Annotated in this window: 24 protein-coding genes and 1 pseudogene; 18 read left to right on the top strand and 7 right to left on the bottom strand. The window is 56.2% G+C overall.

What is annotated here, in order from left to right:
* Positions 1 to 29: 29 nt before the first annotated feature.
* Positions 30 to 557: a gluconokinase gene (gene gntK, locus IM303_RS18270; RefSeq protein ID WP_045260947.1), complete on the top strand. Its 528-nt coding sequence runs from the start codon at positions 30 to 32 to the stop codon at positions 555 to 557.
* 3 nt (positions 558 to 560) lie between these two features.
* Positions 561 to 1,901: a gluconate transporter gene (gene gntU, locus IM303_RS18265; protein ID WP_045260946.1), complete on the top strand. Its 1,341-nt coding sequence runs from the start codon at positions 561 to 563 to the stop codon at positions 1,899 to 1,901.
* Positions 1,902 to 2,001: 100 nt separating this feature from the next.
* On the opposite strand, the gene plsB is transcribed toward gntU, so the two are convergent.
* Positions 2,002 to 4,422, bottom strand: coding sequence for a glycerol-3-phosphate 1-O-acyltransferase PlsB (plsB, locus tag IM303_RS18260; protein WP_028015161.1), 2,421 nt, complete (start codon positions 4,420 to 4,422; stop codon positions 2,002 to 2,004).
* A 154-nt stretch (positions 4,423 to 4,576) separates the two neighbouring features.
* Here plsB and IM303_RS18255 point away from each other — a divergent pair, with 154 nt between their 5' ends.
* The 5 genes and pseudogenes from IM303_RS18255 to IM303_RS18240 all read left to right on the top strand — a co-directional run bounded on the left by IM303_RS18255 (position 4,577) and on the right by IM303_RS18240 (position 7,393).
* Complete coding sequence (locus IM303_RS18255) at positions 4,577 to 4,945, top strand: diacylglycerol kinase (protein WP_014830281.1); 369 nt, start codon at positions 4,577 to 4,579, stop codon at positions 4,943 to 4,945.
* 108 nt (positions 4,946 to 5,053) lie between these two features.
* Positions 5,054 to 5,662, top strand: a complete 609-nt coding sequence (gene lexA / locus IM303_RS18250) for a transcriptional repressor LexA (protein ID WP_028015162.1) — start codon at positions 5,054 to 5,056, stop codon at positions 5,660 to 5,662.
* Between the two features lie 63 nt (positions 5,663 to 5,725).
* Positions 5,726 to 7,063 (top strand): MATE family efflux transporter DinF, encoded by a 1,338-nt coding sequence (dinF, locus tag IM303_RS18245; RefSeq protein WP_048998287.1) that lies wholly within the window; start codon positions 5,726 to 5,728, stop codon positions 7,061 to 7,063.
* Positions 7,060 to 7,134: pseudogene (locus IM303_RS22400) on the top strand (hypothetical protein); the annotation flags it as partial. The gene dinF and the pseudogene IM303_RS22400, both read left to right, overlap by 4 nt.
* Before the next feature lie 49 nt (positions 7,135 to 7,183).
* Positions 7,184 to 7,393, top strand: coding sequence for a CsbD family protein (locus IM303_RS18240; protein ID WP_014882139.1), 210 nt, complete (start codon positions 7,184 to 7,186; stop codon positions 7,391 to 7,393).
* Between the two features lie 48 nt (positions 7,394 to 7,441).
* Here the strand turns inward: IM303_RS18240 and zur are convergent, their stop codons facing one another.
* Positions 7,442 to 7,954 (bottom strand): zinc uptake transcriptional repressor Zur, encoded by a 513-nt coding sequence (gene zur / locus IM303_RS18235; protein WP_028015164.1) that lies wholly within the window; start codon positions 7,952 to 7,954, stop codon positions 7,442 to 7,444.
* Positions 7,955 to 8,069: 115 nt separating this feature from the next.
* Here zur and IM303_RS18230 point away from each other — a divergent pair, with 115 nt between their 5' ends.
* Positions 8,070 to 8,558: a cupin domain-containing protein gene (locus IM303_RS18230; protein WP_193360149.1), complete on the top strand. Its 489-nt coding sequence runs from the start codon at positions 8,070 to 8,072 to the stop codon at positions 8,556 to 8,558.
* Between the two features lie 225 nt (positions 8,559 to 8,783).
* Positions 8,784 to 10,043: a conjugal transfer protein TraF gene (gene traF / locus IM303_RS18225; RefSeq protein ID WP_227014177.1), complete on the top strand. Its 1,260-nt coding sequence runs from the start codon at positions 8,784 to 8,786 to the stop codon at positions 10,041 to 10,043.
* Between the two features lie 32 nt (positions 10,044 to 10,075).
* On the opposite strand, the gene IM303_RS18220 is transcribed toward traF, so the two are convergent.
* Complete coding sequence (locus IM303_RS18220; protein ID WP_222423582.1) at positions 10,076 to 10,411, bottom strand: type II toxin-antitoxin system HicB family antitoxin; 336 nt, start codon at positions 10,409 to 10,411, stop codon at positions 10,076 to 10,078.
* Positions 10,408 to 10,671, bottom strand: a complete 264-nt coding sequence (locus IM303_RS18215; RefSeq protein WP_072163882.1) for a type II toxin-antitoxin system HicA family toxin — start codon at positions 10,669 to 10,671, stop codon at positions 10,408 to 10,410. Before IM303_RS18215 ends, IM303_RS18220 begins: the two co-directional genes overlap by 4 nt.
* A gap of 147 nt (positions 10,672 to 10,818) precedes the next feature.
* Here IM303_RS18215 and dusA point away from each other — a divergent pair, with 147 nt between their 5' ends.
* Entirely contained in the window at positions 10,819 to 11,814 is a 996-nt protein-coding gene (dusA, locus tag IM303_RS18210; RefSeq protein WP_193052759.1) for a tRNA dihydrouridine(20/20a) synthase DusA, read from the top strand.
* Between the two features lie 135 nt (positions 11,815 to 11,949).
* Complete coding sequence (gene pspG, locus IM303_RS18205; RefSeq protein WP_028015168.1) at positions 11,950 to 12,192, top strand: envelope stress response protein PspG; 243 nt, start codon at positions 11,950 to 11,952, stop codon at positions 12,190 to 12,192.
* 184 nt (positions 12,193 to 12,376) lie between these two features.
* Here pspG and IM303_RS18200 read toward each other — a convergent pair whose 3' ends face one another.
* Positions 12,377 to 13,360, bottom strand: a complete 984-nt coding sequence (locus tag IM303_RS18200) for a quinone oxidoreductase (RefSeq protein WP_193360147.1) — start codon at positions 13,358 to 13,360, stop codon at positions 12,377 to 12,379.
* Positions 13,361 to 13,426: 66 nt separating this feature from the next.
* On the opposite strand from IM303_RS18200, the gene dnaB reads away from it, so the two are divergent.
* From dnaB to IM303_RS18170, 6 genes are all read left to right on the top strand, one after another.
* A complete protein-coding gene (gene dnaB / locus IM303_RS18195; protein ID WP_008503375.1) occupies positions 13,427 to 14,839 on the top strand; it encodes a replicative DNA helicase in 1,413 nt (470 codons plus the stop codon).
* Positions 14,840 to 14,855: 16 nt separating this feature from the next.
* Positions 14,856 to 15,935 carry an alanine racemase gene (alr, locus tag IM303_RS18190; RefSeq protein WP_048998280.1) on the top strand — a complete coding sequence of 360 codons (1,080 nt, stop codon included), beginning with the start codon at positions 14,856 to 14,858 and terminating at the stop codon, positions 15,933 to 15,935.
* A gap of 109 nt (positions 15,936 to 16,044) precedes the next feature.
* Positions 16,045 to 17,238, top strand: coding sequence for an aromatic amino acid transaminase (tyrB, locus tag IM303_RS18185; RefSeq protein ID WP_045260940.1), 1,194 nt, complete (start codon positions 16,045 to 16,047; stop codon positions 17,236 to 17,238).
* A 218-nt stretch (positions 17,239 to 17,456) separates the two neighbouring features.
* Positions 17,457 to 18,170: an acid phosphatase AphA gene (gene aphA / locus IM303_RS18180; RefSeq protein WP_041911537.1), complete on the top strand. Its 714-nt coding sequence runs from the start codon at positions 17,457 to 17,459 to the stop codon at positions 18,168 to 18,170.
* A 112-nt stretch (positions 18,171 to 18,282) separates the two neighbouring features.
* Positions 18,283 to 18,699 (top strand): secondary thiamine-phosphate synthase enzyme YjbQ, encoded by a 417-nt coding sequence (locus tag IM303_RS18175; protein WP_041911536.1) that lies wholly within the window; start codon positions 18,283 to 18,285, stop codon positions 18,697 to 18,699.
* Positions 18,700 to 18,701: 2 nt separating this feature from the next.
* A complete protein-coding gene (locus IM303_RS18170; protein WP_028015174.1) occupies positions 18,702 to 19,055 on the top strand; it encodes an MmcQ/YjbR family DNA-binding protein in 354 nt (117 codons plus the stop codon).
* A gap of 3 nt (positions 19,056 to 19,058) precedes the next feature.
* On the opposite strand, the gene uvrA is transcribed toward IM303_RS18170, so the two are convergent.
* The gene (gene uvrA / locus IM303_RS18165) at positions 19,059 to 21,881 is read right to left on the bottom strand and encodes an excinuclease ABC subunit UvrA (RefSeq protein WP_192987555.1); all 2,823 of its coding nucleotides are present in this window, start codon (positions 21,879 to 21,881) and stop codon (positions 19,059 to 19,061) included.
* Between the two features lie 251 nt (positions 21,882 to 22,132).
* Here uvrA and ssb1 point away from each other — a divergent pair, with 251 nt between their 5' ends.
* The gene (gene ssb1 / locus IM303_RS18160) at positions 22,133 to 22,663 is read left to right on the top strand and encodes a single-stranded DNA-binding protein SSB1 (protein WP_193360146.1); all 531 of its coding nucleotides are present in this window, start codon (positions 22,133 to 22,135) and stop codon (positions 22,661 to 22,663) included.
* A 57-nt stretch (positions 22,664 to 22,720) separates the two neighbouring features.
* Here ssb1 and IM303_RS18155 read toward each other — a convergent pair whose 3' ends face one another.
* Positions 22,721 to 23,002: a YjcB family protein gene (locus tag IM303_RS18155; protein WP_028015176.1), complete on the bottom strand. Its 282-nt coding sequence runs from the start codon at positions 23,000 to 23,002 to the stop codon at positions 22,721 to 22,723.
* Positions 23,003 to 23,146: the final 144 nt, after the last annotated feature.

Genomic DNA, 23,146 nt, shown 5'->3' with positions numbered 1-23,146 from the left:
ACCCGTAACAATTGACTGAGGGACACCCTTTGAGCACGACTAATCACGATCACCACGTTTACGTCCTGATGGGCGTGTCCGGTAGCGGTAAATCTGCCGTGGCGAGCGAAGTGGCGCATCAACTTCAGGCTGCGTTTCTTGATGGTGACTTCCTCCATCCGCGCAGCAACATTATGAAAATGGCCTCCGGCGAACCGCTGAACGATGACGACCGCAAACCGTGGTTGCAGGCGCTGAATGACGCCGCGTTCGCGATGCAGCGCACCAACAAAGTTTCCCTGATCGTCTGCTCCGCGCTGAAAAAAACCTACCGCGACCTGCTGCGCGACGGCAATCCGAACCTATCGTTCATCTACCTGAAAGGCGATTTCGGGGTGATTGAAAGCCGTCTGAAAGCGCGTAAAGGCCACTTCTTTAAAACCCAGATGCTGGTGACGCAGTTCGAAGCGCTTCAGGAGCCGGGTGAAGATGAAAAAGACGTCTTAGTGGTTGATATCGATCAGCCGCTGGAAGGTGTTGTAGCCAGCACCATCGAGGTCATTAACAAAAGGCAGTAAGTTTTGAGTACATTAACGCTAGTTTTGACAGCAGTGGGTTCGGTATTGCTGCTGCTGTTTTTAGTGATGAAGGCGCGTATGCACGCCTTCGTTGCTTTGATGGTGGTTTCTATTGGTGCAGGTCTCTTTTCCGGTATGCCGCTCGACAAGATCGCCGCGACGATGGAAAAAGGGATGGGAGGCACGCTGGGCTTCCTGGCGATTGTGGTCGCGCTGGGCGCGATGTTTGGCAAGATTCTGCATGAGACGGGCGCGGTCGACCAGATTGCCGTCAAAATGCTCAAATCCTTCGGGCACAGCCGCGCGCACTACGCGATTGGCCTGGCCGGTCTTATTTGCGCACTGCCGCTGTTCTTCGAAGTGGCGGTGGTGCTGCTCATCAGCGTCGCCTTCTCCATGGCGCGCCATACCGGCACTAACCTCGTGAAGCTGGTCATTCCGCTGTTTGCGGGCGTGGCGGCGGCTGCGGCGTTTCTGCTGCCAGGGCCGGCGCCGATGCTGCTGGCCTCCCAGATGCACGCCGACTTTGGCTGGATGATCCTGATTGGCCTGTGTGCGGCCATCCCGGGGATGATTATCGCCGGTCCGCTGTGGGGCAATTTCATCAGCCGTTACGTTGAGCTGCACATCCCGGACGACATCACCGAGCCGCACCTGGGCGAGGGCAAAATGCCATCCTTCGCCTTCAGCCTGTCGCTGATCCTGCTGCCGCTGGTGCTGGTGGGCCTGAAAACCATCGCCGCGCGCTTTGTGCCGGTCGGTTCTACCGCCTACGAATGGTTTGAGTTCATCGGTCACCCGTTCACGGCGATCCTGGTGGCGTGCCTGGTGGCGATTTACGGCCTGGCGATGCGTCAGGGCATGCCGAAAGACCGCGTGATGGAGATCTGCGGTGCCGCGCTGCAGCCTGCGGGTATTATCCTGCTGGTGATCGGTGCCGGCGGCGTGTTCAAGCAGGTGCTGGTGGATTCCGGCGTGGGCCCGGCTCTGGGTGAAGCGCTGACCGGGATGGGCCTGCCGATTGCGGTAACCTGCTTCGTGCTGGCTGCGGCGGTGCGTATCATTCAGGGTTCCGCCACCGTGGCATGTTTAACCGCCGTGGGTCTGGTGATGCCGGTGATTGAACAGCTGAACTACTCCGGTGCCCAGATGGCCGCGCTGTCTATCTGCATTGCGGGCGGGTCAATTGTGGTCTCTCACGTTAACGACGCTGGCTTCTGGCTGTTCGGCAAGTTTACTGGCGCCACCGAAGCGCAAACGCTGAAAACCTGGACGCTGATGGAAACCATCCTCGGCACCACCGGGGCCATTGTCGGGATGATTGCCTTTACGCTGCTCAGCTAAATGCAATGATTTAACAAGGCAAAAAAGGCCCGGTAGCGTCAGCGCTTACCGGGCCTTTTTATTATCCGGGCATCAGGCCGGGCCATAACCGGGCATTGTGTTACTCGCCCTGCGTTGCGCTCTCAATCGTCAAGCGCACATCCGACGTAATCAGTTCAGCGAGCATCTGGTAAACCTTCAGCGTCTCTTCCGGCTCGGCATCGCCCGTATCGCTGATGAAGCCTTCGTCACGCAGCGTCAGCACCAGCGAGCTGAAGACCGCTTTGTCGAAGAATTCCGGGGCGTTAATGCCGTGCAGAACGGACAGGCGCTGCGCCAGCGTCCGGCTCTCTTTCTCCAGCGTGCCGCGGTTGATCGACGGGTTCGCGCTCAGCAGCCAGAACGTAATGGCGTAGCGCTGCAGCGTTTCGCGCGCACCGGCCGCCAGCAGTTGCAGGGTACGGGAGCGTGACGGATTGATGTGCAGCTCGTCGTTCGCAACGGTGATCAGCCCCTGACGGCGCAGCTCTTCCGTCAGTTTATCCAGCTCAACGGCCAGCTCTTCCTTGCTCCAGCGCAGGAATAGCTCCGCTTTAAGCATCGGGTAGAGCGTCTCAACGTGGCGCAACAGCTCCTGACGTGAAATACGGCGATGCTGGGTGATAATGGCCGCCATGAGCGACGGCAGCATCAGCATATGAGCGATGTTGTTGCGGTAGTACGTCATCAGTACGGCCTGCTCGCGCGGCAGAATGATGATATCGCCGATCGTATCTTTTTCGACTTCGAACTTATTCATCTGCAGCGCGTGATCGATAAGCTCGCTGGCGGTAGCAGAAGGAGCTGTCGAATCAACCGAGTATGGCACGTTGCGCATCATGTCCAGATAGCAGTCCAACTGCTCCGTGAGCTGTTCACGGGTCAGGGAACGCTGACGTGAAGCCAGCAGCGCCGTACAGCACAGGTTCATCGCATTGGCCGCACCGGCGTTGTTAATGCGCACCATCAGCTCGGACGCGATACCGTTCACCGTTGGCGTCAGCCAGGCCGGACGCACCGCTTCGATAGGGTCGATAGACTCGCGCCAATCCGGAACATGATGGTTCAGATACGTCATCAGCGGCATCGGCTCGCCAAAGTTTACGTAGCCCTGACCCAGGTTGCGTAACTTGCTCAGGCCGCGCAGCATCTGCGGCAGGCTCTCTTTCTCTTTGGTCGCGCCGCGCAGCTCTTTGGCGTACGTGCCCACTTCCATCACGTGCTCATAGCCAATGTAAATTGGCACGAGCGTGATTGGACGCGTACCGCCGCGCAGCATCGCCTGAATGGTCATCGACAGCGTGCCGGTCTTCGGATCGAGCAGACGACCGGTACGGGAGCGCCCGCCCTCAACGAAGTACTCTACGGAGTAGCCGCGGCTGAACAGCTCGCCCAGATACTCGCGGAACACGGTGGAGTAGAGCTTGTTGCCCTTGAAGGTACGACGAATAAAGAACGCACCCAGGCGGCGGAAAATCGGGCCTGCTGGCCAGAAGTTCAGGTTAATACCGGCGGCAATGTGCGGCGGTACCAGTCCCTGGTGATAGAGCACGTAGGAGAGAAGCAGGTAGTCCATGTGGCTGCGGTGGCAGGGGACATAGACAATCTCATGACCATCGTGCGCCAGCTGACGTACACGCTCAGCGTTATGCACGTTGATGCCCTGATACAGGCGGTTCCAGGTAAAGCCGAGAATACGATCGGACAGGCGAATCATCTCGTAGGAGAAGTTCGCTGCGATCTCTTCCATCAGCGCAATGGCGTTCTGCTGGGCTTTCTCATGGGAAATTTTCTTGCTGCGCGCTTCGTCTTCAACGGCGCGGGCGATCGCTTTGGAGGCCAGCAGCTTGTTGAACAGGTCCTGACGCGCCGGAAGACGTGGCCCTACGGCCGCCAGGCGCTGACGGGCGAAGTGCATACGTGCCACGCGCGCCAGTTTTTGCGCGATGATCTTGTCAGTGCCGTGCTCGTCCGCCATTCGGCGAAGGGAGACGGAAGGGGAGAAGCGCACAAAGCTGTCGCGTCCCAGCCAGGAGACCGCGAAGAATTTCTGGATGCCGTTAAGCATGCGCAGCGGCGGGTTCTCTTCGCCTTTTTCGCGGCCCGGACGGCGACCAAACATCACCGATACCGGCACCATCTGCACATCCAGGTCAGGATTGCTGCGGTGCAGGTCGAGATAGTCGTGGAACAGCTTGATGGACTCTTCTTTCGGTGTGTAATAGGTAAACACGCGCGGCCCGCCGTGAATGAACACGTAGCGCGGCAGCAAAGTGCCGTCAACTTCCAGTGGTTCAAGCGGATCGGGTAAATCATGCGCCAGACACTGGGCACGGAGCGTTAGCAGGTCTGCCTTAGAGTTATAAGGCAAAACGTACATAATAGGGCGCGACGTATCGAGCCCCAGTTCCAGCGCGGGTTCTGCTGGGATAGACTTGCTTTTTACCAGTATGCTTAATGGTAAATTAAGTAATTTGTAGTAAATTCGTGGCCAGCCGGACATAAACGATGTAAAGCCTCTGGTTAATAATGCAATTGCGGCGCAAGGATAACAGAAAGCGCGCAAAATTTCTGTTGTTACCCGTCATACTTCAGGCGGCAGCGAAACGCGCTGCAGCTCCTGTTACTGACGCTCTTTTTTAAAAAAGGTTCTTTTAATGGCCAATAATACCACTGGGTTGACGCGTATCATCAAAGCCGCCGGCTATTCATGGAAAGGTTTCCGTGCCGCGTGGGTCAATGAAGCTGCTTTTCGCCAGGAAGGTGTCGCCGCTATCGTCGCGGTTATCATCGCCTGTTTCCTTGATGTAGATGCCATTACCCGCGTGCTTCTCATCGGTTCCGTACTTCTGGTGATGATAGTGGAAATTCTCAATAGCGCTATTGAGGCCGTGGTCGACCGGATCGGCTCTGATTTTCACGAGCTCTCTGGCCGCGCGAAAGATATGGGCTCCGCCGCTGTCCTGCTGGCGATTATCACCGCAGCCATTACCTGGGTCACGCTGCTTTGGTCACATTTCCGATGATGCTCGAGGAATAATTAAGTCCCTGGTTTTTTGTGCAGTTTTTGGTTCCAAAATCGCCTTTGACTGTATATACTCACAGCATAACTGTATATACACCCAGGGGGCGGAATGAAAGCATTAACGACCAGGCAGCAAGAGGTGTTTGATCTCATTCGGGATCATATCGGCCAGACGGGTATGCCACCCACGCGTGCGGAAATCGCGCAGCGTCTGGGTTTCCGTTCTCCGAATGCTGCCGAGGAACACCTGAAAGCGCTGGCGCGTAAGGGTGTGATTGAGATTGTGTCAGGCGCGTCGCGTGGTATCCGCCTGCTGGTGGAAGAAGAGACGGGCATTCCGCTGATAGGCCGCGTTGCTGCAGGTGAACCGCTGCTGGCACAACAGCATATTGAAGGTCACTACCAGGTCGATCCTGGTATGTTCAAGCCGAGCGCTGATTTTCTGCTGCGCGTTAGTGGGATGTCGATGAAAGACATCGGCATTCTTGATGGCGACCTTCTGGCCGTTCACAAAACGCAGGATGTGCGAAACGGCCAGGTGGTGGTTGCGCGCATTGATGATGAAGTGACCGTTAAGCGCCTGAAAAAACAGGGTAACACCGTTCAGCTGTTGCCCGAAAACAACGAGTTCACCCCGATTGTGGTCGACCTGCGCGAACAGAGCTTCTCTATTGAAGGTCTGGCTGTTGGCGTGATTCGTAACGGCGAATGGCTGTAATCTCTTCCTGACAGGCTACGCTTCCGCTGTAGCCTGCTTCATTTACCCTTCCCGGTATCTCTCATGTCACTGCTGACGGCATCTGATAAGGCATTGTGGCGTCTTGCCCTGCCGATGATTTTCTCCAATATCACCGTGCCCTTGCTGGGTCTGGTCGATACGGCCGTTATTGGTCATCTCGATTCCCCTGTTTATCTTGGCGGCGTGGCGATTGGCGCGACGGCAACCAGCTTCCTGTTTATGCTGCTGCTCTTTTTGCGTATGAGTACTACCGGGCTCACGGCACAGGCGTATGGTGCGAAAGATCCGTTACGTCTGGCGCGTGCGCTGGTGCAGCCGCTGATCCTGGCGCTTGGCGCGGGGGTACTCATTGTTTTACTGCGCACGCCCCTGATAGACCTTGCGCTCCATGTTGTTGGTGGCAGCGAGGCGGTACTGGAGCAGGCGCGTCGCTTCCTGGAAATCCGCTGGCTCAGCGCGCCCGCTTCGCTGGCAAACCTGGTTCTGCTGGGTTGGTTACTGGGTGTGCAATACGCCCGTGCGCCAGTGATTTTGCTGGTCGTGGGAAACCTTCTCAACATTGTGCTCGATCTCTGGCTGGTGATGGGCCTGCATATGGACGTGCGCGGGGCGGCACTGGCAACGGCGATTGCCGAATACGGAACCTTACTCATTGGGCTGTGGATGGTCTGGCGCGTGCTGGCCCTGCGCGGGATATCCCTCGTAATGCTGAAAACCGCATGGCGCGGCAATATCCGTAAACTGCTGGCGCTCAACCGTGACATCATGCTGCGCTCGCTTCTGCTACAACTCTGTTTTGGCGCATTGACGGTTTTTGGTGCCCGTCTTGGGCCTGAGATCGTCGCGGTGAATGCGGTCCTGATGACATTGCTGACGTTTACCGCCTACGCGCTGGACGGCTTCGCCTACGCCGTTGAGGCGCATTCCGGGCAGGCGTACGGCGCGCGGGAAAGTGGCCAGCTTAGGGATGTCTGGCGGGCAGCCTGTCGACAAGCGGGACTGGTGGCACTGGCGTTTGCACTCATTTATGCCTGTTTTGGCCGTGACATTATTGCATTACTCACTTCGATCCCGGCTTTACGTGAACTGGCGGACCACTACATCGTCTGGCAGGTGATCTTGCCGGTGGTGGGGGTGTGGTGTTATCTGCTGGACGGCATGTTTATCGGTGCGACGCGCGGAGCGGAAATGCGCAACAGTATGGCGGTTGCGGCGGCGGGGTTTGGTTTGACGCTGCTGACGCTTCCGTGGCTGGGTAATCACGGTTTGTGGCTGGCGCTTGCGGTCTTTCTCTCCCTGCGCGGCCTCTCGCTTGCCTTTATCTGGCATCACCACTGGCAAAATAATACCTGGCTTCCTTCCCGTCACGATATATCGTGACGGTTAAAGATTCCGAATATGAAATCAACTGCCGAATCCTCAACTACAATTATTATCACGTCCAGCAGAAAAGAACGTAACGGACGTTACGACCCGACGCTTAACTAAGAGGACACGATGATGAATAAAGACGAAATCGGCGGCAACTGGAAGCAGTTCAAAGGTAAAGCGAAAGAACAGTGGGGTAAGCTGACTGATGACGATATGACCGTCATTGAAGGCAAGCGCGATCAGCTTGTCGGTAAAATTCAGGAACGTTACGGCTACGCGAAAGATCAGGCGGAAAACGAAGTCAAAGACTGGGAAACGCGTAACGATTACCGCTGGTAACGCTGAATAACCCACAGAGGCGGCTTAAGAGCCGCCTTTATTTTGCTGCTAACGCGGCTTTTTCTTTATCAGAATTGAGTGGTCGTGCTGACACGCATCCTGATGTCGACAGGCTTCCACCTCAACGCATGCAGAACACAGCCCGTGCGCTTCAATCACGTTATGACGCAGGGCAAAACCCATTTTTGCCGCCAGCGTGTGCATAATGTCCTCTACGCCTTCCGCTCCCTCTTCTTTCACTACGCCGCAACGATCGCAGATAAACATGGCCGATGTATGCGTTGGCTGATCGAAAAGATGGCACAGGACATAGCTGTTTGTGGATTCGACTTTATGCACAAACCCTTGTTCCAGCAGGAAATCCAGCGCGCGATATACCGTGGGCGGTTTAGCCTGCGGCTCGCTTTCGCGGAGCAGGTCGAGTAGATCGTAGGCGCTGATCGCCCCCTGTTGCAGGCTCATCAGGCGCAAGACTTCAAGGCGCTGCGGGGTCAGGCGCACATTGCGTTGCGCGCACAGCTTTTCGGCCTGCGCTAACAGCTCTTTTGTGGACTTATCCATTTAGCACCTCGGATGTTCTGGGAGATAAAACCCTCACTTTATCATGTTCTGGCAAAAACACCGATATCCGCCAGGCTGTGCTATACCTGACGCATCGCAAACCGGGAATGTAACAATGAAAAAACCAGACTGTATCAAGCACTGGCGCGACGTAGAAGGGCCAGATGACGCCACCTACCCCGACAGTAACGAGCTTTTTTCCATCGGATCGCCGCTGGCGCGCAGCCTGGGCCTCAGGCGTATAGGCATTCATCATGAACGTTTACCGCCGGGGCGTCGGACGTCCTATCCCCATGCGGAAAGTGACGAAGAAGAGTTTATCTACGTGCTTGAGGGCTATCCTGAAGCCTGGATTAATGGCTATTTGTGGAAACTCAAACCCGGAGACAGCGTGGGCTTTCCCGCCGGAACGGGGGTGTGCCACACCTTTATCAACAACACAGAGGAAGAGGTTCGGCTACTGGTGGTGGGGGAGGCCAACAAGAAGCACAACCGCATCTACTATCCGCTTAACCCGGTTTATGCCGCCACGCGGGAAGATCGCTGGGTAGACCATCCGCCACAGTTTTTTGGGCCGCACGATGGAAAACCTGGGAAAAAATAATTTCCTCTTCTATAAATATTGAGGGCCGTCACAAATTACAACAGGCCGTAAGGAAGTTTTACTTAGGGAATGAATTAGCGGGTCTTTTTATCTTTATTCACAGCAATAGTTCGCGCCTGTTTGGGGGATAACAGACAGGGGTTATTTCATAACAGACTATAAGACGGGCATACTGTGAAAAAACATTTTAAATTTTCGGTGGTTAGCATCGCTGTCTCCTTGTTTATGGCAAATCAGGCGGGAGCAGCCAATACCTGGACAGAATCACGTAGCGACGCGATGGGGGGCACCGGCGTTGCTTCGGGCAATTATGGTAGCGGGGCGTTAATTAACCCCGCGCTGCTGGCAAAGGCAAAACCGGACGATAACGTGACGGTCATTTTGCCGTCCGTTGGGGTGCAGGTAACGGATGAGGATAATCTTCAGGATGAGATTGATACCATCAACGACAAAATCAATCACTATAAGGATGTGGTTGATAACCTTACGCCAATCGAGGTTATTACTAATCCGTTAGGCTCCATCAACCAGTTCCAGGGCGCGGCCAAAGATCTGGCCGATGAGCTGGACTATCTCAAGGGCAAAACCGCTCGCGCGACGGCAGGAGCAGGCCTTGCCGTGAGTATCCCTAACGATGTGCTTTCCGTGGCCTTTATGGCGAAAGGGTACGCCCATGGCCGGGTAAGTTCGTCTATCGACCAGCAGGATATTGATTATCTGCGCGGTATTCAAAGAAGCAATCTGGTGGCTGCCGGCGTTGCCCTGGACGCTGCGCTGAACGGCACGGACCAGATCACTAAAAACCTCAACTCAACGGCGTCCGGTCGGGCGGCGATTATCTCCGACTACGGTATTGCCGTTGCCCGCCAGTTTGACCTTGGCGGCGTTCCGGTTTCCGTGGGCGTGACGCCAAAACTGCAAAAAAGCTGGATCTATAACTACACCACCTCGATCTACGATTACGACAGTAATAAGTGGAACGATAGCCGCTACCGTACAGACGATACCGGCTTTAACGTCGATGCCGGTATTGCCGCTGATTTTGGCGAAAACTGGACGGTCGGCGTGAGCGGGCAAAACCTGATGTCGCGCGATATCGACACCAAAGATATCCGCATCCGCAACGGGCGTACGGGGGAAGTGGTGAGCTATAAAGACACCTACCAGATCCGTCCGCTGGTGACCGCGGGCGCTGCCTGGCACAACGATCTGGTGACCCTGACCGCCGATGGCGATCTGACCGAAACCAAAGGATTTAAGAGCGAAGATACGTCGCAGTATGTTGGGGTCGGTGCTGAAGTGACTCCGCTGAGCTGGCTGGCGGTGCGTGCCGGTTATCGTGCGGATATGAAAGGGAACGACAGCAACGTCTTTACCGGCGGTGTCGGTTTCGCGCCGTTTAATACCGTTCATGTTGACCTGATGGGTCTGTATGGCGAGGACGAAACCTGGGGCGCAGGGGCTCAGCTGAGCATGACGTTCTAACATAAAGGGCACCCTGCTGGTGCCCTTTATACTTATCCGTGTGCTGCTTTAGCCAGTGTATCGTTGATCCATTGATTCACGCTTTTACCTGACACTTCAGCGGCAATGTTAATTGCGGAATGGACCTCAGGCGAGATGCGCAGACTGATTTTTCCACTTGCGGGTCGCAGAGGCTCTCGGCCCTGCTCAGAACAATAAGCCAGATAGTCATCAACGGCTTCTTCAAACGCTTTACGCAGGGCAGCGACGTTATCAGCATGAAAACCGATAACATCTCTTATGCCAGCAACATGCCCAACGAAGCAAAGATCTTCGTCGCTGTAATCTATTTTTGCGGCATAGCCTTTATAAGTCATAGTATTAATCATGGAGATACCCCTGTTGCGATGAGAAAAGCCATTGCGTCGCGAACCTGATAAACCTTCGCTTCTTTATCCGGATGAGGACGATGAAACGAAGCCACAACTCCATTGATTTCGAATCTTACCCTTGAGCCGTTACCTTCTGAGGCTTTCGCCCCCAATGCGATAAAAAGCGCTTCAATCCTGCGCCATTCCAGAGAACTGGGCGTTGGCACAGAGAAAATCAACTGCAATGTTTTTTGGTGGCGGGCGTTCAATGTTTTCATAGCTGATAGATTCCATTTTAATTTTCTTCCCCGCCAAAGCTAAAATGGATGATATCACTTTTTGATATCATATCAAGCCGGATCGTATCCTTTTTGAGCCTGTGCTATAGTAGCGCCCCTTTTCCACCAGATGCTTAAAACTTCGCCATGTCGTCAGAACACCAGACCGCTTTCCCTGCACACCGTTTCTCCATTGCGCCGATGCTCGACTGGACGGACAGACACTGCCGCTATTTCCTGCGCCAGCTCTCCCGCCATACGCTGCTGTACACCGAAATGGTGACCACGGGCGCAATTATTCACGGTAAGGGCGACTACCTGGCATACAGTGAAGAAGAGCATCCGGTTGCGCTGCAGCTGGGGGGCAGCGATCCGGTCGCGCTGGCCCAGTGCGCAAAGCTGGCGGAAGAACGCGGCTACGACGAGATCAACCTGAACGTCGGCTGCCCTTCCGACCGCGTGCAAAACGGCATGTTCGGCGCCTGTCTGATGGGCAACGCACAGCTGGTGGCGGACTGCATCAAAGCGATGCGCGATGTGGTCTCCATTCCGGTGACGGTCAAAACCCGTATCGGCATCGACGACCAGGACAGCTACGAATTCCTGTGTGATTTCATCAATACGGTGTCAGGGAAAGGCGAGTGTGAGATGTTTATCATCCACGCCCGCAAAGCCTGGCTTTCAGGCCTTAGCCCGAAAGAGAACCGTGAGATCCCGCCGCTGGACTACCCGCGCGTGTACCAGCTGAAACGTGATTTCCCGCACCTGACGATGTCAATCAACGGCGGTATTAAGTCGCTGGAAGAGGCGAAAGCGCACCTTGAGCATATGGATGGCGTGATGGTCGGGCGCGAGGCGTATCAAAATCCGGGCATTCTGGCGACCGTCGGCCGCGAAATCTTTGGCGTTGCAGGCGCAGACACCGATCCGGTTACCGTCGTGCGTGCCATGTACCCTTACATTGAGCGCGAGTTGAGCAATGGCACCTATCTTGGCCACATCACCCGCCATATGCTTGGCCTGTTCCAGGGTATTCCGGGCGCGCGCCAGTGGCGTCGCTACCTCAGTGAGAACGCGCATAAAGCCGGTGCCGATATTGAGGTGCTGGAACATGCGCTGCGGCTGGTGGCGGATAAGCGATAATTTCGCTAAAAGATCGTCAAATTCACCACGCCCTGCGGATCCTAGCGGGGCGTTTTGCTTTAAGAACAATAGGTTAGTTTTGGCATGATTCTTGTAATGATTGTAGCATCATTCGGGAACTCGTGGGAGAGCACCATGCTTGAACTACTTTTTGTGATTGGCTTTTTTGTCATGCTGATGGTCACGGGCGTGTCGCTGCTCGGCATTCTGGCCGCGCTCGTTGTGGCTACGGTAGTTATGTTTATCGGTGGATTATTTGCCCTGACGATCAAACTGCTGCCGTGGCTGCTGCTGGCTATCGCCGTGGTGTGGGTAATACGGGCGATTAAAGCGCCAAAACTGCCGACTTATCAGCGCAATAACCGCTTCCGTTACTAAGGTATTGAGGGGTTCGTCACATACTTGTAACTTTTCCGGCAGCATGGCTTAGAACAGAATAGGATTTACTTATCGAATCTGTCACTATGGCTGCCGCTACAGAATTCATCGAGCTGTACCCTACATACAGCCGAACTAAAAAAAGAAAGGGCTTCCCACGGGAAGCCCAATTTCTTTTTGGGGGTCAGGGAATTAGCAAACTGGAACCCTGCGTCGCCCGGCTTTCCAGCACCTCATGCGCGCGCTGCGCATCGGTTAGCGTGTATTTCTGCGCATCCGCCACATCCACCTTAATCACGCCGCTGGCTATTAGCGAGAACAGCTCGTTGCTGGCTTCCTCCAGTTCTTCCCGGTTGGTGATGTAACCCTGCAAAGAAGGGCGCGTCACGTACAGCGACCCTTTCTGATTCAGAATGCCGAGATTGACGCCGGTGACAGCGCCTGAGGCGTTACCAAAGCTCACCATCAGCCCGCGACGCTGCAGGCAGTCCAGCGACGCTTCCCAGGTGTCTTTCCCCACCGAGTCATACACGACGCGTACTTTTTTGCCGTCGGTGATCTCTTTCAGCCGCTCGACAATGCTCTCTTCCCGGTAGTTGATCACCTGCCACGCGCCCGCGTCCAGCGCACGCTGGGCTTTTTGCGCACTGCCTGTGGTGCCGATCAGCTTCGCGCCTAAGGCTTTCGCCCACTGGCAGGCAATCAGCCCCACGCCACCGGCGGCAGCATGGAACAGGAACTGCTCATCGGGCTTAATTTCGTAGGTTTTGCGCAGCAGGTAATAGACCGTTAGCCCTTTCAGGAATGAGGCGGCCGCCTGCTCAAAGGAGATGGCGTTCGGCAGCAGGGCGGCTTTGTCCGCCGGGACGTTGTGGATGGAGCTGTAAGCGCCCAGGGCAGACTGTGCATACACCACACGATCGCCTTCTTTGATGTGCTTAACCGCACTGCCCACTTTGCTGACGATACCGGCCGCTTCAGTGCCCAGGCCGCTCGGCATTGACGGAGGCGGGTAGAGACCGCCACGAATATAGGTATCAATGTAGTTAATGCCGATAGCTCTGTTTTCCACCTGGATTTCGTTCTCGCCAGGCGCAGCGGGGGTAAACTCCACCGCTTTCAGCACTTCAGGACCGCCGTGTTTCTGGAACTCAATGCGCGTTGCCATGCTCCCTCCGTAAGAAAAATATGGTAATCTTTCGACCCACTCTTTATCTCGGTAACTCCATTCACTATGGCAGGAAACAAACCCTTCAACAAACAGACTGAGCCTCGCGAGCGTGATTTCCAGGTCGCAGGGTTAAAAGTCCCGCCGCACTCGATTGAAGCGGAACAGTCGGTGTTGGGCGGTTTAATGCTGGATAACGAACGCTGGGACGACGTCGCCGAGCGCGTAGTGTCTGAAGATTTCTACACCCGTCCGCACCGCCATATCTTTACCGAAATGGCGCGCCTGCAGGAGTCCGGCAGCCCGATTGACCTGATCACGCTCGCGGAATCGCTGGAGCGTCAGGGGCAGCTGGACAGCGTCGGCGGCTTTGCCTACCTGGCAGAACTGTCAAAAAATACGCCAAGTGCGGCGAACATCAGCGCTTACGCCGACATCGTGCGCGAACGTGCCGTCGTCCGCGAGATGATCTCGGTAGCGAACGAAATCGCCGAAGCTGGATTCGACCCGCAGGGCCGCACCAGCGAAGACCTGCTCGACCTTGCTGAGTCCCGCGTCTTTAAAATCGCCGAAAGCCGTGCCAACAAAGATGAAGGCCCGAAAAACATCGCCGACGTGCTCGACGCCACCGTTGCGCGTATAGAGCAGCTTTTCCAGCAGCCGCACGACGGCGTGACCGGGGTGAACACAGGCTATGACGATCTGAACAAAAAAACTGCCGGTTTACAGCCGTCGGATTTAATTATCGTCGCGGCGCGTCCGTCGATGGGTAAAACGACATTTGCGATGAACCTCGTTGAAAATGCGGCGATGTTGCAGGATAAGCCGGTGCTTATTTTCAGTCTCGAGATGCCCTCGGAGCAGATTATGATGCGTTCTCTGGCATCCCTGTCGCGCGTGGATCAGACCCGCATCCGTACCGGCCAGCTCGACGACGAGGACTGGGCGCGAATCTCCGGCACCATGGGCATTTTGCTGGAAAAACGGAACATCTACATCGATGACTCCTCCGGCCTGACGCCGACGGAAGTGCGCTCCCGCGCGCGCCGCATCGCCCGTGAACACGGCGGCATCGGCCTTATCATGATCGACTACCTTCAGCTGATGCGCGTCCCGTCGCTCTCAGACAACCGTACGCTGGAAATTGCAGAGATTTCCCGCTCGCTCAAGGCGTTAGCTAAAGAGCTGCACGTGCCGGTAGTGGCGCTGTCGCAGCTTAACCGCTCCCTGGAACAGCGTGCAGACAAACGCCCGGTCAACTCCGACCTGCGTGAATCCGGCTCCATTGAGCAGGATGCCGACTTAATCATGTTCATCTACCGTGATGAGGTCTATCACGAGAACAGCGACCTGAAAGGGATCGCCGAAATTATTATTGGTAAGCAACGTAACGGCCCCATCGGTACGGTACGTCTGACCTTTAACGGCCAGTGGTCGCGTTTCGACAACTATGCCGGTCCTCAATATGATGATGAGTAATTTCTAAGGAATTCAAATGCAAGCGGCAACTGTTGTGATTAACCGCCGCGCTCTGCGACACAACCTGCAACGTCTGCGTGAACTGGCGCCCGCCAGCAGGCTCGTTGCAGTCGTGAAAGCGAACGCTTACGGACACGGTCTTCTTGAGACCGCGCGAACGCTCCCCGATGCCGACGCCTTTGGCGTCGCCCGTCTCGAAGAAGCTCTCCGCCTGCGCGCAGGCGGCATTACGCAACCGATTCTGCTCCTCGAAGGCTTTTTTGAAGCCTCGGATCTGCCGACCATTGCAGACCAGCAGCTGCACACGGCGGTACACAACGAAGAACAACTGGCCGCGCTGGAAACGGCTGAACTGAGCGAGCCGGTCACCGTCTGGATGAAGCTCGATACGGGCATGCACAGGCTGGGCGTGCGCCCGGAAAACGCGGAGGCGTTTTATCAGCGTTTGTGCCAGTGCAAAAATGTGCGTCAGCCGGTCAATATCGTCAGCCACTTTGCCCGTGCCGATGAGCCCGAATGCGGCGCAACCGAGCAGCAGCTTGATATCTTCAACACCTTCTGCGAAGGCAAGCCGGGAATGCGCTCCATTGCGGCATCCGGCGGCATTCTGCTGTGGCCGCAATCCCACTTCGACTGGGCGCGTCCGGGGATTATTCTGTATGGCGTTTCCCCGCTTGAGAATAAACCCTGGGGGCCGGACTTAGGCTTTAAGCCGGTGATGTCGCTGGTATCAAAGCTGATTGCCGTGCGGGAGCACAAAGCGGGCGAGCCGGTGGGTTACGGCGGTACCTGGACCAGCGAGCGCGACACGCGGCTTGGCGTGGTGGCGATGGGCTACGGCGACGGCTATCCGCGCGCGGCACCAACGGGCACGCCGGTGCTGGTCAATGATCGTGAAGTGAAAATTGTCGGCCGCGTGGCGATGGACATGATTTGCGTGGATCTTGGGCCCGGCGCGCAGGATAAAGCGGGCGACGATGCGGTGATGTGGGGTGAAGGTCTGCCCGTTGAACGCATTGCTGAGATTACAAAAGTAAGTGCTTACGAACTTATTACGCGTCTGACGTCGCGGGTGGCGATGAAATACATCGACTGAGCTTTAACGGGATGCGATGCATCCCGCTTCTGTTAACATCCCCTCGATCTTATTCCGCTTCCGGTTTATTGTTGAAAACCCTGCCTCATAATAATCCGGAGAACATCGCGTGTTTCAGAAAGTAGACGCCTACGCCGGCGACCCTATTCTCTCCTTGATGGAGCGTTTCAAAGAAGATCCTCGCAGCGATAAAGTGAACCTCAGCATTGGTCTTTATTACAACGAGGACGGCATCATTCCTCAACTGAAAGCCGTTGCCGAAGCCGAAGCACGTCTTAACGCAACCCCGCACGGTGCTTCGCTTTATTTGCCGATGGAAGGGTTAAACACCTACCGTAATACGATTGCGCCGCTGCTGTTTGGTGCGGACCACGCGGTGCTCGCGCAAAAGCGCGTGGCGACTATCCAGACGCTGGGCGGCTCGGGTGCGCTGAAGGTAGGCGCAGATTTCCTGAAAAAATATTTCCCGGATTCCGGCGTGTGGGTCAGCGACCCGACGTGGGAAAACCACGTGGCCATCTTTGAAGGTGCGGGCTTTAAGGTCGAGACCTATCCGTGGTTCGACAGCGAAACCAACGGCGTGCGCGTCGAAGCGCTGCTGGAAAAACTGAACACCCTGCCGGCGCGCAGCATCGTGCTGCTGCACCCATGCTGCCATAACCCGACCGGGGCGGACCTCACCAATGCCCAGTGGGATGCGGTGATCGAGGTGCTGAAGGCACGTAACCTGATCCCGTTCCTCGACATCGCCTATCAGGGCTTTGGCGCGGGCATGGAAGAAGATGCTTACGCCATCCGCGCCGTTGCCAGCGCCGGGCTGCCAGCGCTGGTCAGCAACTCCTTCTCAAAAATCTTCTCTCTCTACGGCGAGCGCGTTGGCGGTCTGTCCGTGGTGTGTGAAGACGCCGAAGCCGCGGGGCGCGTTCTCGGCCAACTGAAAGCGACGGTCCGCCGTATTTACTCCAGCCCGCCGAACTTTGGTGCGCAGGTGGTGGCGACCGTTCTGGGCGACGAACAGCTGAAAGCCACCTGGCTTGCGGAAGTGGAAGCGATGCGCAAGCGCATTCTGTCGATGCGTCAGGAACTTGTTAACGTGCTGAAAGAGGCGGTGCCGGGGCATAACTTCGACTATCTGCTCAAGCAGCGCGGGATGTTCAGCTATACCGGACTGAGCGCGGCACAGGTCGATCGCCTGCGTGACGAGTTCGGTGTCTACCTGATCGCCAGCGGCCGTATGTGCGTGGCGGGCCTGAATGCCGGCAACGTCCAGCGCGTGGCGCAGGCGTTTGCTGCTGTAATGTAAATGCTCACTAACCCAGCCCTCTCCCCGTGGGAGAGGGCTGGGGTGAGGGCATCAGACCGCATAAACACGTCCCCCGGCACTTTGTGATCGTCTTCTTTTTATTCATCTTTATAAGTAAAAACTCCTTTCCTTCCCCTCCCTCCGGGGTTATGGTCGGATAGATTTTTGACCATCCACTCAAAATATAAAGATAACAAACTGAATATTCAGGGGAAAATATGCGCAAGATCACACTGGCGCTCAGCGCCGCCTGCTTATTGTTCTCGCTTAATAGCGCCGTCGTCGCGCGAGCTTCCGCACCGACGCCGCTTTACACCGGCACCACCGCCGCCATCCTTGCCGAGCAGGCACCCATTCACTGGGTTTCCGTGGCCCAAATCGAAAACAGCCTGATGGGCCGCCCGCCAATGGCCGTGGGCTTCGACATTGACGATACCGTGCTGTTCTCGAGCCCAGGCTTCTGGCGTGGCAAGAAAACGTATTCTCCGGACAGCGAAGCGTATCTGAAGAACCCGGAGTTCTGGGAAAAAATGAATAACGGCTGGGATGAGTTCAGCATTCCGAAAGAGGTGGCCCGCGCGCTGATCGCCATGCACGTTAAGCGCGGCGACAGCATTTACTTTGTCACCGGCCGTAGCCAGACCAAAACGGAGACCGTCTCCAAAACCCTGCAGGACGATTTTCAGATCCCGGCAGCCAGCATGAATCCGGTCATTTTTGCCGGTGATAAAGAGGGACAAAACACCAAAACCCAGTGGCTGGAGCAGAAAAACATCAAAGTGTTCTACGGTGATTCGGATAACGACATTACCGCGGCGCAGGATGTGGGAGCCAGAGCGATCCGGGTGCTGCGTGCCTCTAACTCGACCTATCGACCGCTGCCGATGGCAGGCAAGTTTGGCGAGGAGGTGATTGTTAACTCCGAGTATTAGTTCTTGAGCGGCGGGTTTGATTCTTTTTTGAACAAATCCGCCGCTGCGGGTTTTACCTTTCGCCTTCTTGCTGCACACTTAGAAAGATTCATCTTTCAGAACGGAGCAGCTCATGTGGTATCAACAGACCCTGACCTTAAGCGCTAAACCCCGCGGATTTCACCTTGTGACGGACGAAGTCATCGGGCAACTCCGCGACCTGTCGCGCGTCAAAACGGGTTTACTGCATCTGCTGCTTCAGCACACGTCAGCCTCCCTCACGCTTAATGAAAATTGCGACCCTACCGTCCGGTCTGATATGGAACACCATTTCCTGAAGACGGTTCCGGACAATGCCCCCTACGAGCACGATTATGAAGGCGCAGATGACATGCCTTCGCATATCAAATCTTCTCTGCTGGGCGTATCGCTGATGCTGCCGGTTCATAACGGGCGGCTAATGCTGGGCACGTGGCAAGGGATCTGGCTGGGAGAACATCGCATTCACGGTGGTTCGCGTAAAATTATCGCAACGCTACAAGGGGAATAAAGATGACAATTTCGGAGATACTTCAGTACTGCATGAGCAAGCCTGGCGCGGAACAAAGCGTTCACAGCGACTGGAAAGCCACGCAGATCAAAGTGGGAGACGTGCTGTTTGCGATGGTGAAAGAGGTTGAAGGGCGCCCGGCGGCGTCGCTGAAAACCAGCCCGGAACTGGCGGATCTATTACGTCAGCAGCATGATGATGTGAGGCCGAGCCAGCACCTCAATAAGGCGCACTGGAGTACCGTTTATCTGGACGGCTCGCTGCCCGGCTCACAAATTTACTATCTGGTGGATGCGTCCTACAAGCAGGCGGTTGAGCTGCTGCCGGAAGCGACCCGACAGCAGCTCTCCGTGTAACAATTACAGCAACGGTTTAAGGAAGCGCGCGGTGTGCGAGGCTTCGCACTCTGCAACGGTCTCTGGCGTACCGGAGACGAGGATTTCACCCCCGCCGCTGCCGCCTTCCGGGCCGAGATCGACAATCCAGTCCGCGGTTTTAATCACGTCCAGATTATGTTCGATGACCACAATCGTGTTGCCCTGATCGCGCAGCTGGTGCAGCACCTCAAGCAGCTGCTGGATATCCGCAAAGTGCAGGCCGGTGGTCGGCTCATCCAGAATGTAGAGCGTCTGGCCGGTACCACGCTTGGACAGCTCGCGCGCCAGCTTCACGCGCTGCGCCTCACCGCCGGACAGGGTTGTTGCTGACTGCCCCAGGCGAATGTAGGTCAGGCCTACGTCCATCAGCGTCTGCAGCTTACGCGCCAGCGCAGGGACGGCGTCAAAGAACTCGCGCGCCTCTTCGATGGTCATGTCCAGCACTTCGTGGATGGTCTTGCCTTTGTACTTAATCTCCAGCGTTTCGCGGTTATAGCGCTTGCCTTTGCACTGGTCGCACGGCACGTAGATATCCGGCAGGAAGTGCATCTCAACCTTGATCACGCCGTCGCCTTGGCACGCTTCACAGCGGCCGCCGCGCACGTTAAAGCTGAAACGTCCTGGCGTATACCCGCGCGAACGCGCTTCCGGTACGCCAGCGAAGAGTTCACGTACGGGCGTGAAGACGCCGGTATAGGTCGCCGGGTTGGAACGCGGCGTACGGCCAATCGGGCTCTGGTCGATGTCGATAACCTTGTCGAAATGCTCCAGCCCCTGAATATCGCGGTACGGTGCAGGCTCGGCCAGCGTCGCGCCGTTCAGCGCCCTCTGCGCAATCGGGAACAGCGTATCGTTGATCAGCGTCGATTTACCGGAACCGGACACGCCGGTAATGCAGGTAAACAGGCCAACCGGCAGCGTCAGGGTGACGTCCTTCAGATTGTTGCCGCGCGCCCCTGTGAGCTTCAGCACTTTTTCCGGGTTCGCCGCGACGCGCTGTTTTGGCACTTCAATTTTGCGCTTGCCGCTCATGTACTGGCCGGTCAGCGACTCGGGCACCGCCATAATGTCCTTCAGCGTACCTTCCGCCACCACCTGGCCGCCGTGCACGCCCGCGCCCGGGCCGATGTCGATCACGTGGTCTGCGGCGCGAATTGCGTCTTCGTCGTGCTCCACCACGATTACCGTGTTGCCGAGATTGCGCAGGTGGATCAGCGTGCCGAGCAGACGCTCGTTGTCGCGCTGGTGCAGGCCGATGGACGGTTCATCCAGCACGTACATCACGCCGACTAAGCCCGCGCCAATCTGGCTCGCCAGACGGATACGCTGGGCTTCACCGCCGGAGAGCGTTTCCGCCGAGCGGGAAAGCGTCAGGTAGTTCAGGCCAACGTTCACGAGGAACTTGAGGCGATCGCCGATCTCTTTCAGCACTTTTTCGGCGATTTTCGCACGCTGGCCGGAAAGCTTCAGGTTGTTGAAGAAGTCCATTGCGTGGCCGATGCTCATGTCTGAGATGGTCGGCAGCGCCGTGTTTTCCACAAACACGTGGCGCGCTTCGCGACGCAGACGCGTGCCCTCGCAGGTGGCGCAGGAGCGGTTGCTGATGAACTTCGCCAGCTCCTCGCGCACCGCGCTGGATTCGGTCTCTTTGTAGCGGCGCTCCATATTGTGCAGCACCCCTTCGAACGGGTGGCGACGCACGGAGGTATCGCCGCGATCGTTCATGTATTTGAACTCGATGTTCTCTTTGCCGGAACCGAACAGGATCACTTTGTGCACGTTCGGGCTCAGGGTCGCCCACGGCGCTTCAACGTCGAATTTGTAGTGCTCCGCCAGCGACTTCAGCATCTGGAAGTAGTAGAAGTTACGCTTATCCCAGCCGCGAATCGCACCGCCCGCGAGCGACAGCTCGGGGTTCTGGATCACGCGATCCGGATCGAAATACTGCTGCACGCCCAGACCGTCACAGGTCGGGCACGCGCCCGCCGGGTTGTTGAACGAGAACAGGCGCGGTTCCAGCTCGCGCATGCTGTAGCCGCAAATCGGGCAGGCGAAGTTGGCGGAGAAGAGCAGCTCTTCCGCTTTCGGGTCGTCCATGTCGGAGACCACGGCCGTGCCGCCAGAGAGTTCCAGCGCGGTTTCAAAGGATTCAGCCAGACGCGTGGCGAGATCGTCACGCACCTTAAAGCGGTCAATCACCACTTCGATGGTGTGTTTCTTTTGCAGCTCAAGCTTTGGCGGATCGGACAGGTCACACACTTCGCCGTCGATACGGGCGCGGATATAGCCCTGGCTTGCCAGGTTCTCCAGCGTTTTGGTGTGCTCGCCTTTACGCTCTTTGATGATCGGTGCCAGCAGCATCAGGCGTTTGCCTTCCGGCTGCGACAGCACGTTATCCACCATCTGGCTCACGGTCTGTGCCGCCAGCGGGACATCGTGGTCCGGGCAGCGCGGCTCACCCACGCGGGCATACAGCAGACGCAGGTAGTCGTGAATTTCGGTAATGGTACCGACCGTTGAACGCGGGTTATGCGAGGTAGACTTCTGCTCAATAGAGATAGCAGGCGATAACCCTTCAATATGATCGACATCCGGTTTTTCCATCAGCGACAGGAACTGACGCGCGTACGCCGAGAGAGATTCGACGTAACGACGCTGTCCTTCGGCATACAAAGTGTCGAAAGCCAGTGAGGATTTGCCAGACCCCGAAAGCCCGGTCACGACGATGAGTTTGTCGCGAGGGATTATGAGGTTGATATTCTTGAGATTATGGGTGCGGGCGCCCCGAACTTCGATCTTATCCATTCACCTTTCCCGGTTGGAACACGGATTGCCTGGTTTGTTTGAAGGACAAACGGCTGTCAGAAACGGCTAATTATGACACAAAATGACCTGTTTGAATATACAGTATTGGAATGCATTTTCTGATTCACTGTGTAACAATGTTGAGTTCACGGGAGAACTCTGGAACGTGCTACGCAACTATCAAAGTGCAGCATGGAAATGGTACACTCGCGCGTTTACACTATTAAGAAACGTATTCAGGAGACACGAACATGGCCAGCAGAGGCGTAAACAAGGTGATTCTCGTCGGTAATCTGGGCCAGGACCCGGAAGTACGCTACATGCCGAGTGGTGGCGCAGTTGCCAACATTACGCTGGCTACTTCCGAATCCTGGCGTGATAAAGCGACCGGTGAAATGAAAGAGCAGACCGAATGGCACCGCGTTGTGCTGTTTGGCAAACTGGCAGAAGTAGCCGGTGAGTATCTGCGTAAAGGTTCTCAGGTCTATATCGAAGGCCAGCTGCGTACCCGCAAATGGACCGACCAATCCGGTCAGGAAAAATACACCACGGAAGTGGTGGTGAACGTGGGCGGCACCATGCAAATGCTGGGTGGCCGTCAGGGCGGTGGCGCACCGGCAGGTGGCGGTCAGAACCAGCAGCAGGGTGGTTGGGGTCAGCCTAAGCAGCCGCAGGGCGGCAACCAGTTCAGCGGCGGCGCGCAGTCTCGTCCGCAGCAGCAGTCTGCTCCTGCTCCGTCTAACGAACCGCCAATGGACTTCGACGACGATATCCCGTTCTGATCAACGGATGCTAAAAAAAACCCAGACATCGTCTGGGTTTTTTTATTGCTGAAGAGATCAGGTAATCACCATCGGCCAGTCTGGTGGGGTGTGGTTCATCGCCTCAACCATCACCACTTTTATATTTTCCCAGACCGCGGCCATATCCAGCAGGGTAATGCCCAGCAGGCCCGTTGCGAACCAGCAGGCCGCGCCAAGCCCTAACAGGGTACTTATGACGGCAAGACCCGCGTAGTCGGATTTACGAAACTGAATGTTCAGCGTGCTGGCTAAAAACATCAAAACCGCGCTCAACAAGGGCCAGCGCAGGAGAACCATGCTGGTAGTAATGGTTGCCATAAAACCCATCCTCTACAAAACAGACGAACTGAATGAAACAGTGTTTCTCGTTACACAATATGTGTGAACTATATCACATTTGTTGATTTATTCGCCAGTGCCTGCGTAGCCAAAAAAGGGGATTTTATTACCCGAAAAAAGAGC

The sequence above is a fragment of the Enterobacter cloacae complex sp. P38RS genome (assembly GCF_014930775.1).
GTDB lineage: Bacteria > Pseudomonadota > Gammaproteobacteria > Enterobacterales > Enterobacteriaceae > Enterobacter > Enterobacter bugandensis.
The sequence above is the reverse complement of the archived record's forward strand: the minus strand, read 5'-3'. Positions and strand labels throughout refer to the sequence as shown.